Raw genomic sequence first — 11,267 nt, forward strand, 5'->3', positions numbered from 1 at the left:
CGCAGGGCTTCACAGAGCCCGCGCCCCGCTCGGCACAGGCCCGCCCGGAACACCGTCACCGCACCCCCGTGATGTAAAGCTCCATCTGCTCGATGATGAACTGCTGCTCCGAAATCACGCTCTTGACCAGGTCGCCGATGGACACCAGCCCCACCACGCGCCCGCCCTCCACCACCGGAAGGTGCCGCAGCCGGTTTTCTGTCATCAGCGCCATGCACTGCTCGGCGCTCTGCGCGGGCCGCACGAAGCGCACCGCGCGCGTCATCACCTCGCTCACCGGGGTGTCGCCCGAGGAGCGGCCCAACAGCACCATCTTGCGGGCGTAGTCGCGCTCGGTGAAGATGCCCGCGATCTGATCGCCTTCCATCACCAGCAGCGCACCGATGCCCTTGTCGGCCATGCGCCGCAGCGCGGTGAGCACGGTGTCCGAAGGTTCGACGGCATGGACCTGCCCATCGGCTTTGGTTCTGAGGATTTCTGCAACAGTCGTCATGGCTGCCTCCCTGGCTGTGGATGGAACGAAACCGAACACGCGCCCACAGTGTCCGCCGAACCAGGGCGGGCGCGCAACCGGGTTCAAAATTTGTTGCAACCAGGTGGTCGCAGCGCCCAAGGGCCGGGCGAGTGCAGCTATGCTTTTGGAAGCTGCAGGCGCGGCCTGAGCCGCTGCGCTCAGCGCCGCCCACCCAGCAGGCTGCCGCCGATCTTGAACAGGTCGCCCAGGCCCACCTGGCCGTCGCCGTCCTGGTCCAGCAGGCTGCCCAGCAGATCGCCGCCGGGCGCGCCCGTGCGCTGCACCTGGGCGCGCTCCTGGCCCAGCACCTGCCCCAGACCACCCGCGTCCAGCCCGTCGCTGCGCACCCGTTGCGCCAGGAACGCCATGACGCTGGGCGCCAGCATCTGCAGCAGCTGACCGGCGTTCGCACCCAATCCGCTGGCCTGGCCCAGGCCGGCTTCGGCCCTCTCGCGGCCACCGCCGAAGATATGGCCCAGGATGGCGCCCGCATCGCCGCCCTGCCCGGCGCCGCCGGCCATGCCGCCGCCCAGCACCGACCCCAGCAGCCCGCCCAGGTCCAGGCCGCCGATGCCCTGCGCCGCAGGTGCCGCGGCGTCCATGTGATCGCGCTGCAGCGCCCCCATCAGCGACTGCGCACCCTGCGGCCCCTCGGCGTTGCGCCCCAGGGCACCCAGCAGCAGCGGCAGGGCCATCTCCACGGCGCTTTGCGTCTGGGCGATGTCGGTGCCAAGGCGCTGGGCCATCTGCTGCAGCGGCGCCCCCTGCAGGTGCTGCAAAAGCTGCTGGGTCAGCAGCGGGGTCGATGCGGAAGTGGAAGTGTTCATGGCAGGCAACTCCTTCAGACGGTGATGCGCGGCCACGGCAGCCGCGTCAGGCGTACATGGTAGGCGCTGCACGGCTTCGCTGCATGTCGGTAGCTATCATTTACATAGCTACAAACGCTGAACACACAAGCCCAAAGCGCCGATTTAAAGCGCCAACAGCCGCCCCCCACGCCCTGCCGGCGGGGGCTCTGCGGCGCGCGATGCCCTTTGACAATGCCTTGTAAAGAAGCATGAAGAATCGCCGCTACCACGGCAGCCTTGCCGTCAATGTGCGAAAGTGCAACGCGTGCCTGCAGAGCGGAGCGCCCTGCGACGCCCTTCCAGGCCCCGCTTTCCTGCTCTGCGCCACCCTTTCCAGACCTTGCGCCTTCGCCCCATGATCCACGCGACGACACCCGCGCCCATTGAGCGCCCCGCCCGCGCCGCCCGTCTTTCCGCTTCACCCGCTTTTTCCCCCTCGTGCACCACTGCGGCCCGTCACGGCGCGCTCGCGCAGCGGCTGGCTGGCCTGGCCCTGGCGCTGGGCCTGGCGGCCTGTGGCGGCAAGGACGCGCCAGCCACCGAGCCACAGGGCCCCGCCGCCGTGGGCGTGGTCACCCTGCAAACGCGCGCGCAGCAACTGGACGCCACCTTGCCCGGCCGCACCCGCGCCTACCTGACCGCCGAGGTGCGCCCCCAGGTCTCGGGCATCGTGCAGCAGCGCCTGTTCACCGAGGGTGCGCTGGTGCGCAAGGGCCAGCCGCTGTACCAGATCGACGACCGCCCGCTGCGCGCCACCGAGGCCAGCGCCGAGGCCACCCTGGCCCGCGCCGAGGCCACGGCGCGCACGCAGGAGGCCAATGCGCGCCGCAATGCCGAACTGGTCAAGATCGACGCCATCAGCCGCCAGGCCTATGACGAGAGCCAGGCCGCGGCCGCGCAGGCCCGCGCCGACGTGGGCGTGGCCCGCGCCAACCTGGAGACGGCGCGCATCAACCTGCGCTACAGCCGCATCGAGGCGCCCATCGCCGGACGCATCAGCCTGTCCAGCGTCACCCCTGGCGCGCTGGTGACGGCCAACCAGGCCAATGCGCTCACCACCATCGTGCAGATGGACCCGATGTACGTGGACTTCACCCAGTCCAGCACCGAGCTGGTACAGCTCAAGCGCGACTGGGAGGCCGGCCGCTACCAGAAGGTGGACGGCAACCAGATGCGCGTGCGCATCCGGCTGGACGACGGCAGCGACTACCCGCACGAAGGCCGGCTGCAGTTTGCGGGCGTGATCGTCAACGACACCACGGGCACGGTGACGCTGCGCGCCGTGGTGCCCAACCCCGACGGCGTGCTCATGCCCGGCATGTACGTGCAGGCGCTGCTGCCCACGGGCCTGGCCAGCGACGCGCTGCTGATCCCGCAGCAGTCCGTGAACCGCGACCTGACGGGCCGCGCCAGCGTGCTGGTGGTCAACGCCGACAACGTGGTCGAGAAGCGCCCCGTGGAACTGGCGCGCGCCTTGGGCAACCGCTGGCTGGTGGACAGCGGCCTGCAACCCGGCGAGCGCCTGGTGGTGGATGGCTTTCAGCGCATCAAGCCCGGCGACAAGGTGGCGCCCCAGGTGGTGGACCTGAACACCAAGAACGGCCCGGCCGCCGCGGCGCCAGCACCCGCCGCCAGCGCCCCCCCCGCGGCGGGCCAGAGCGTGGACATCACCGCCCGCCCCGGCGCATCCCGCTGAGCACGAGGTCAGGCGCACATGGCCCAGTTCTTCATCAACCGCCCCATCTTCGCGTGGGTGCTGTCCATCATCATCATGCTGGCGGGCGGCCTGGCGATCTTCACGCTGCCGCTGGAGCAGTACCCCGATATCGCACCGCCGCGCGTGACCATCTCCGCGCAGTACACGGGCGCCTCGGCCGAGACCGTGGAAAACTCGGTCACGCAGATCATCGAGCAGCAGCTCAAGGGCATCGACAACATGATCTACATGGGCTCGACGTCGGATGCGTCGGGCCGCTCGGCCACCACCCTCACGTTTGCGCCGGGCACCAACATCGACGTGGCCCAGGTGCAGGTGCAGAACAAGCTGCAGTCGGCCATGAACCGCCTGCCCGATGCCGTGAAGAGCCGGGGCGTGTTCGTCAACAAGGGCGGGCAGGACTACCTGGTCACCTACAGCTTCTTCTCGGGCGACCCGAACATGAGCGCGGTGGACATCGGGGACTACCTGAACTCCAACCTCGTGGACGTGATCGGCCGCCTGGACGGTGTGGGCGACATCCGCGTGTTCGGCACCTTCTACGCCATGCGCCTGTGGATGGACCCGGCCAAGATGGAGAAATTCCAGCTCATGCCGTCGGACCTGATCAGCGCGCTGAACGCGCAGAACGCACAGGTCTCGGCGGGCCAGCTCGGCGCGCTGCCCGCCGTGCCCGACCAGCAGCTCAACGCCACCATCACCGCGCGCACCAAGCTGCAGACGGTGCAGGAGTTCGAGGACATCGTGCTCAAGACCGCCACCGACGGTTCGGTGGTCACGGTGAAGGACGTCGCGCGCGTGGAACTGGGCCCCGATAACCTGTCGGTCAAGGCCAAGCTCAACGGCCGCCCGGGCGCGGGCATGGGCATCGTGCTGGCCGACGGCGCCAACGCCATGGCGGTGTCGGACGCCGTGGCCGCCAAGCTGGCGGAGCTCAAGCCCTACTTTCCCAACCAGATCGACTATTTCGTCAGCTCCGACTCCACGCCCTTCGTGCGCGCCTCGATCCGCGAAGTGGCCACCGCGCTGGGCGAGGCCATGGTGCTGGTGGTGATCGTGATGTTCATCTTCCTGCAGAACTTCCGGGCCACGCTGATCCCTGCGATCGCCGTGCCAGTGGTGCTGCTGGGCACCTTCGGCGTGCTGGCTGCGGCGGGTTACTCGATCAACACGCTGACCATGTTCGCGCTGGTGCTGGCCATCGGCCTGCTGGTGGACGACGCCATCGTGGTGGTGGAGAACGTCGAGCGCGTGATGCACGAGTCGGGCCTCTCGCCCAAAGAGGCCACGCGCCACTCGATGCGCGAGATCACGCCCGCGCTGGTGGGCATCGGCCTCACGCTGTCGGCGGTGTTCGTGCCGATGGCGTTCTTCGGCGGCTCCACGGGGGTGATCTACCGGCAGTTCTCCATCACCATCGTGGCGGCGATGGCGCTGTCGGTGCTGGTGGCGCTCACGCTCACGCCGGCGCTGTGCGCCAGCATCCTCAAGCCGTCCGCCCACCTGGGCAAGGACCCGCAGGTGCGCCGCGGCCTGCTGGGGCTGAACGACCGCTTCTTCGTCTGGTTCAACCGCCACTTCGAGACCAACACGCTGCGCTACCAGCGCGGCGTGCGCTGGATGCTGCACCGCGCCAAGCGCATGCTGCTGATCTTTGCCGCCATCTGCCTGGCCGTGTGGTGGATCATCGGCCGCGTGCCGACGGCCTTCCTGCCCGATGAAGACCAGGGCTACATCCTGGCCAACGTCAACCTGCCCGCTGGAGCCACCGACGCGCGACTGCAGGACGTGCTGGACCAGGTGAATCTGTACTTCAAGGACGTGCCCGAGGTCATCAGCTTCAACCAGGTCTCGGGCCTGAACGGCGACCAGAGCTCGGCGCGCGCATTCATCCGCCTCAAGCCCTGGGACCAGCGGCCGCTGGCCAGCCAGTCCGCGGCGGCCATCGCCCACCGCGCCACCCAGGATCTGGCCAAGATCCGCGACGCGCGCATCTTCGTGTCGCAGCCGCCGGCCGTGCGCGGCCTGGGCTCCAACGCGGGCTTCAACTTCATGCTCAAGGACATCAACGGCCTGGGGCACGAGGCGCTGCTGGCCGCCAAGGACCGGTTCCTGGCCGAGGCGCGCAAGCACCCCGAGCTGACCAACCTGCGCACCACCAACCTGGACGACGCCACCGAGCTGCGCCTGGACATCGACGACCGCAAGGCCGCCGCGCTGGGCCTGAGCTACGACGCCATCAACAGCGTGCTCTCCAGCGGCATGGGCGGCACCTACGTGAACGACTTTCTGAACAACGGCCGCGTCAAGCGCGTCTACATCCAGGGCGACGCGCCGCACCGCATGCTGCCGCAGGACATCGGCAAGTGGACCGTGCGCAACAAGAACGGCGAGATGGTGCCGTTCGGCGCCTTCTCCAAGGCCCACTGGGCCTATGGCTCGCCGCAGCTCATGCGCTACAACGGCGCGCCCGCCTATGAGATGGTGGGCAGCGCCGCGCCGGGCGTCAGCTCGGGCGTGGCCATGAAGATCGTGGAGGACATCCTGAAGGGCCTGCCGCCCGGCATTGCGTACGAATGGACGGGCGCCTCGCTGCAGGAGCGCCAGTCGGGCGCGCAGGCGCCGCTGCTGTACGCCATCTCGATCCTGTTCGTGTTCCTGTGCCTGGCCGCGCTGTACGAGAGCTGGACCGTGCCCCTGTCGGTGATGCTGGCCGTGCCGCTGGGCGTGCTGGGCGCGCTGCTGGCGACCTGGACGCGGGGCCTGGCCAACGACGTGTACTTCCAGGTCGGCCTGATCACCACGGTGGGCCTGGCCTCCAAGAACGCCATCCTGATCGTCGAGTTTGCCGTGCAGTTGCAGGAACAGGGCCGCAAGCTGCTGGATGCCACGCTGGAAGCCGTGCGCATGCGCCTGCGCCCCATCCTCATGACCTCGCTGGCCTTTGGCTTCGGCGTGGTGCCGCTGGCCCTGGGCACGGGCGCCGGCGCAGGCGGGCGCAATGCCATCGGCACGGCCGTGCTGGGCGGCACCGTGGCCTCCACGGTGCTGGGCATCTTCATGGTGCCGGTGTTTTTCCTGCTGATCCGCAGCTGGTTCAAGAGCCGCTCGCGCCAGGAAGACGCGGCCCAGCCTGCCCCCATCCATCCGGAGAGTGCCGCATGACGCGCCCCCATCCCTTCACGCCTGTGACCGCCGCCCTGGCCTGCGCCCTGCTGGCCGGCTGCAACCTGGCGCCACGCTACGAAGCGCCGCCGCTGCCCGTGCCGGACACGGTGGCATCGCCCCTGCCCCAGCCACCGACCGCCGGCGCCGTGGCGCTGCCGGACGGCGGCCCCATGGCCTGGCAAGACTTCGTGCAGGACGCCCGCCTGCGCACGGTGGTGGAACAGGCCCTGGCGAACAACCGCGACCTGCGCGTGGCGGTACTGGCCATCGACAAGGCCCGCGCGCAGTACGGCGTGGTGCAGGCCGACCGCTTTCCCACGGTGAACGCGGCCGGCGCGGGCAACCGCAGCCGCACCGCTGACGACCTGACCGCCGCGGGCCGCTCCAACACCACCAGCCAGTACAGCGCCACACTGGGCTTCAGCAGCTACGAGATCGACTTCTTCGGCCGCGTGCGCAACCTGAACGATGCCGCGCTGCAGGAGTTCCTGCGCGTGGCGGAGAACCGCCGCAGCGTGCAGCTCAGCCTGGTGGCCGAGGTGATCGGCGCCTGGCTCACGCTGGACGCCGACGCGCGCCGCCTGCAACTGGCACGCGAGACCCTGCGCACGCGCCAGCAGGCCCTGGAGCTCACGCAGCGCAGCCATGAACTGGGCGCCAGCTCGGGCCTGGTGCTGGCGCAGGCCCAGTCGGCGGCCGACACCGCACGCGTGGATGCGGCCGCCTTCGTCTCGCAGCTGGCGCGCAGCCGCAACGCCCTGGCCCTGCTGGTGGGATCGCCCGTGCCCCCAGCGTTGTTGCCCGCCAGCGTGGCCACCGTGGAAACGGCCATCGCGGGCCCGGCCACGACTGCAACCCAGCCCTCTCCCGGCACCGGTACTGCGGACAGTCCTGCCCCCCGGTCCCCCGTCCCCGCGCTGGCCGATCCCACGGCGCCCGCAACGGCGCTGCTGGCCGTGCCTGCAGACGTTCCGTCCAGCGTGCTGCTGCGCCGCCCCGACGTGCGCGCGGCCGAGCATGCACTGCAGGGCGCCACGGCCAATATCGGCGCGGCCCGCGCGGCGTTCTTTCCGTCGATCACGCTCACGGCCTCGGTGGGCACGGCCAGCAATGCGCTGTCGGGCCTGTTCGAGGGCGGCAACGGCACCTGGGCGTTCGCGCCGCAGATCCGCCTGCCGATCTTCGACGCCGGCCGCAATCAGGCCAACCTGCGCGTGGCCGAGGTGACGCGCGACACCGCCGTGGCCCAGTACGAGAAGGCCATCCAGACCGCCTTCCGCGAGGTGTCCGACGCGCTGGCCGAGCGCGCCACGCTCACCGAGCGCCTGCAGGCGCAGGGCTCGCTGGTGCAGGCCACCCAGCGCACGCTGCAGCTGTCGGACGCACGCTTTCGCCTCGGTGCGGACAACTACCTCGCCGTGCTGGACGCGCAGCGCACGCTGTATGCCGCACAGCAGGCGCAGATCACGCTGCAATTGGCCGAGCAGGTCAACCGCGTGACGCTCTACAAGGTGCTGGGCGGCGCCTGGACGGACCCAACACCACCGCCGGCAGGCGGCTCCTGATTCCATCGCTGGCAGCGCTTGAGGGGCAAGCGCTGGACGCTGTTCTTGTTCAATTGCGGTGCACCGGGCGCGCACGCAGGGGCCGCACCACCGGCACAACATCCCCTACGAGGTCCGGGCGCCATCAGGACGCCAGCGCCCGCACCATCGCGCCGCCACTTGCACCACGGCGGTGCGCAGCCTGCCACGCCCGGCGAAGCGCGCGATCGCTCCTAAAACAATAGCTGCTCGCGCTTTCCCATCAAGCGCTAGCGGACTATCTCGCCCAACCCATGAGCGCACACCTCTCACCCCGCCGCACCCTGGCACGCCCATTGCATTGAAGCCAGCGCGGCCACGGTAGGCCGCAGCGCGTGCCCTCTCCAACGGCGGAGGCAGGGCTCGCGGGACGAAGGCGTCCCCACCCGCAACCAGGCCCCTGCCCGGTGCGGCGTGCGGACGCCTTTTTTGTTGATGTGGCTGCGCGGGGCATTCCCGCCGGGGAGACGATGGTGAAGCAATCCAGGCTGGTGATGGTGGGCAATGGCATGGCAGGCGTGCGCGCGCTGGAAGAGCTGCTCAAGATCGCGCCCGACCTCTACGACATCACGGTGTTCGGCGCCGAGCCGCACCCCAACTACAACCGCATCCTGCTGTCGCCCGTGCTGGCGGGCGAGCAGACGCTGGAGGAGATCGTCCTCAACGACTGGTCCTGGTATGCGGACCACCACATCACGCTGCACGCGGGGTGCACCGTGACCCATGTGGACCGCACGCGGCGCACCGTGCATGGCGTGGCGCAGGACGGGCGCACCGTCGAGGCGCCCTACGACCGGCTGATCCTCGCCACGGGTTCCAACCCGTTCATGCTGCCCATTCCGGGCCGTGAGCTGCCCGGCGTGCTGGCCTATCGCGACATCGCGGACACGCAGGCCATGATCGACGCTGCCGCCAGCTACAAGCACGCCGTGGTGATCGGCGGCGGCCTGCTGGGCCTGGAGGCGGCCAACGGCCTCATGAAGCGCGGCATGCAGGTCACCGTGGTGCATGCGGGCGAGTGGCTCATGGAGCGCCAGCTTGACGACGTGGCGGGCAAGCTGCTGCAGCAGTCGCTGGCCGAGCGCGGCATGCAGTTCCTGATGCAGGCCCAAACGCAGGAACTGGTAGCCGGCGGCGACGGCCGCGTGGCCGCGGTGCGCTTCAAGGACGGCAGCGAGGTGCCCGCCCAGCTTGTGGTGATGGCCGTGGGCATCCGCCCCAACACGGCCCTGGCCGAGCAGATGCACCTGCACGTCAACCGCGGCATCGTGGTCAGCGACACGCTGCAGACCGTGACCGACCCGCGCATCTACGCCGTGGGCGAATGCGCGGCGCACCGTGGCATCGCCTACGGGCTGGTGGCGCCGCTGTTCGAGCAGGGCAAGGTGCTGGCCAACCACCTGGCGGAATGGGGTATCGGGCGCTACCAGGGCTCGCTCACCTCCACCAAGCTCAAGGTCACGGGCATCGACCTGTTTTCCGCCGGCGACTTCCAGGGCGGCGAGGGCACGGAGGAAATCGTGCTCAGCGACCCGCATGCCGAGGGCGGCGGTGTGTACAAGAAGCTGGTGCTCAAGGACGACCGACTCGTGGGCGCCTGCCTCTATGGCGACACGGTGGACGGCAGCTGGTACTTCAAGCTGCTGCGCGACGGCCGCAGCGTGGCCGACATCCGCGACCGGCTCATGTTCGGCGAATCGCACCTGGGCGACGCGGGCCATCAGGGCCAGAACAAGGCTGCCGCCATGGCCGACAGCGACGAGGTCTGCGGCTGCAACGGCGTGACCAAGGGCCAGATCTGCAAGGCGATCAAGGACAAGGGCCTGTTCACGCTGGACGAGGTGCGCAAGCACACCAAGGCCAGCGCCAGCTGCGGCTCGTGCACCGGGCTGGTGGAGCAGATCCTCATGGCCACCGCGGGCGGCGACTATTCCGCCACGCCCAAGACCAAGCCCGTATGCGCCTGCACCGACCACGGCCACCAGGCCGTGCGCGAAGCCATCCGCACACACCGGCTGCTGACCGTAGACGGCGTGTTTCGCTTCCTGGAGTGGAAGACGCCCAACGGCTGCGCCACCTGCCGCCCGGCCGTGAACTACTACCTCATCAGCACTTGGCCCAAGGAGGCGCGGGACGACCCGCAAAGCCGCTTCATCAACGAGCGCAGCCACGCCAACATCCAGAAGGATGGCACCTACAGCGTGGTGCCGCGCATGTGGGGCGGAGAGACCAGTGCCGCCGAACTGCGCCGCATCGCCGACGTGGTGGACAAGTACCAGATCCCCACGGTGAAGGTCACGGGCGGCCAGCGCATCGACCTGCTGGGCGTGAAGAAGGAAGACCTGGTCAACGTCTGGCGCGACATCGGCATGCCCTGCGGCCACGCCTACGCCAAGGCACTGCGCACGGTGAAGACCTGCGTGGGCAGTGAGTGGTGCCGCATGGGCACGCAGGACAGCACGCAGCTTGGCAAGGACCTGGAGCACGCCTTCGTGGGCATGTACGCGCCGCACAAGGTCAAGTTCGCCGTCAGCGGCTGCCCGCGCAACTGCGCCGAGAGCGGCATCAAGGACGTGGGGATCATCGGCGTGGACTCGGGCTGGGAGATGTACGTGGCCGGCAACGGCGGCATCAAGACCGAGGTGGCGCAGTTCTTTACCAAGCTCAAGACCGCCGAGGAGGTGCTGGAGTACACGGGCGCTTTCATGCAGCTGTACCGCCTGGAGGGCTGGTACCTGGAGCGCACGGTGCATTTCGTCGCCCGCGTGGGACTGGACTACGTCAAGCGCCGCGTACTCCAAGATGCCCCCGGCCGCCAGGCGCTGTGGCGCGAGCTGCAGGACGCGCTGGCGGGCGAGCCCGACCCGTGGTTCGAGTTCGAGCCGGCAGCGGTGGACCGGCGCCAGTTCATCCCGATCACGCCGATCCCCGCATAAACGTTGGCATGAGTTTCAGCCAAAAGTGCCTGTCACGCCCTGCCAGCAAGCGCCAACAGCTCCTAAAGGAATAGCTATGACCACCTGGACCCCGATCTGCTCCCTGGACGACATCCCCGTGCTCGGCGCGCGCCGCGTGGCCCGCCCGCACGGCATGGACGTGGCCGTCTTCCGCAACGACGCCGGCGGCGTGTTCGCCCTGCTCGACCGCTGCCCCCACAAGGGCGGCCCCTTGAGCCAGGGCATCGTCTTCGGCAACAGCGTGGCCTGCCCGCTGCACAACTGGACCATCGGCCTGTGCGACGGCCAGGCCGCCGCCCCCGACGAAGGCTGCACGCCGCGCTTTCAGGTCAAGGTGGAAGCCGGCACCGTCTACCTGGACGCCCAGGAGCTGGCCCACCACGCCCTGGACCTGCAACGCCCCGTGGCCGGCCCCGCGCTGCGCTGCAAGGCAAACCCACCATGACCCCGCGCAGGCGCAACGTGCCGCGCAAGGCCAGG

Annotated in this window: 7 protein-coding genes; 5 read left to right on the top strand and 2 right to left on the bottom strand. The window is 69.4% G+C overall.

Annotated elements, in window-relative coordinates:
* Window positions 1-55: 55 nt before the first annotated feature.
* Together K2L43_RS12110 and K2L43_RS12115 are read right to left on the bottom strand one after the other, a co-directional pair.
* Window positions 56-493 carry a CBS domain-containing protein gene (locus tag K2L43_RS12110; RefSeq protein ID WP_011805990.1) on the bottom strand — a complete coding sequence of 146 codons (438 nt, stop codon included), beginning with the start codon at window positions 491-493 and terminating at the stop codon, window positions 56-58.
* A gap of 179 nt (window positions 494-672) precedes the next feature.
* The gene (locus K2L43_RS12115; RefSeq protein WP_220637641.1) at window positions 673-1,341 is read right to left on the bottom strand and encodes a DUF937 domain-containing protein; all 669 of its coding nucleotides are present in this window, start codon (window positions 1,339-1,341) and stop codon (window positions 673-675) included.
* A gap of 376 nt (window positions 1,342-1,717) precedes the next feature.
* Between K2L43_RS12115 and K2L43_RS12120 the strand changes: the two genes are divergently transcribed.
* From K2L43_RS12120 to nirD, 5 genes are all read left to right on the top strand, one after another.
* The gene (locus K2L43_RS12120; RefSeq protein WP_231403387.1) at window positions 1,718-3,058 is read left to right on the top strand and encodes an efflux RND transporter periplasmic adaptor subunit; all 1,341 of its coding nucleotides are present in this window, start codon (window positions 1,718-1,720) and stop codon (window positions 3,056-3,058) included.
* A gap of 18 nt (window positions 3,059-3,076) precedes the next feature.
* The gene (locus tag K2L43_RS12125) at window positions 3,077-6,244 is read left to right on the top strand and encodes an efflux RND transporter permease subunit (protein WP_220637642.1); all 3,168 of its coding nucleotides are present in this window, start codon (window positions 3,077-3,079) and stop codon (window positions 6,242-6,244) included.
* A complete protein-coding gene (locus K2L43_RS12130; protein WP_220637643.1) occupies window positions 6,241-7,812 on the top strand; it encodes an efflux transporter outer membrane subunit in 1,572 nt (523 codons plus the stop codon). Before K2L43_RS12125 ends, K2L43_RS12130 begins: the two co-directional genes overlap by 4 nt.
* A 488-nt stretch (window positions 7,813-8,300) precedes the next feature.
* Window positions 8,301-10,766, top strand: coding sequence for a nitrite reductase large subunit NirB (gene nirB, locus K2L43_RS12135; protein WP_011805995.1), 2,466 nt, complete (start codon window positions 8,301-8,303; stop codon window positions 10,764-10,766).
* A gap of 76 nt (window positions 10,767-10,842) precedes the next feature.
* Window positions 10,843-11,232: a nitrite reductase small subunit NirD gene (nirD, locus tag K2L43_RS12140; RefSeq protein ID WP_088886406.1), complete on the top strand. Its 390-nt coding sequence runs from the start codon at window positions 10,843-10,845 to the stop codon at window positions 11,230-11,232.
* Window positions 11,233-11,267 lie beyond the last annotated feature (35 nt).

It is taken from the genome of Diaphorobacter sp. MNS-0 (genome assembly GCF_019602835.1).
Lineage (GTDB): Bacteria > Pseudomonadota > Gammaproteobacteria > Burkholderiales > Burkholderiaceae_C > Diaphorobacter > Diaphorobacter nitroreducens.

Bases quoted from the DNA above. Each gene is read 5' to 3' on its own strand.
- K2L43_RS12110 (WP_011805990.1), bottom strand. From the start codon at position 493: ATGACGACTGTTGCAGAAATCCTCAGAACCAAAGCCGATGGGCAGGTC.
- K2L43_RS12120 (WP_231403387.1), top strand. From the start codon at position 1,718: ATGATCCACGCGACGACACCCGCGCCCATTGAGCGCCCCGCCCGCGCC.
- K2L43_RS12130 (WP_220637643.1), top strand. From the start codon at position 6,241: ATGACGCGCCCCCATCCCTTCACGCCTGTGACCGCCGCCCTGGCCTGC.
- nirB (WP_011805995.1), top strand. From the start codon at position 8,301: ATGGTGAAGCAATCCAGGCTGGTGATGGTGGGCAATGGCATGGCAGGC.
- nirD (WP_088886406.1), top strand. From the start codon at position 10,843: ATGACCACCTGGACCCCGATCTGCTCCCTGGACGACATCCCCGTGCTC.
- K2L43_RS12115 (WP_220637641.1), bottom strand. From the start codon at position 1,341: ATGAACACTTCCACTTCCGCATCGACCCCGCTGCTGACCCAGCAGCTT.
- K2L43_RS12125 (WP_220637642.1), top strand. From the start codon at position 3,077: ATGGCCCAGTTCTTCATCAACCGCCCCATCTTCGCGTGGGTGCTGTCC.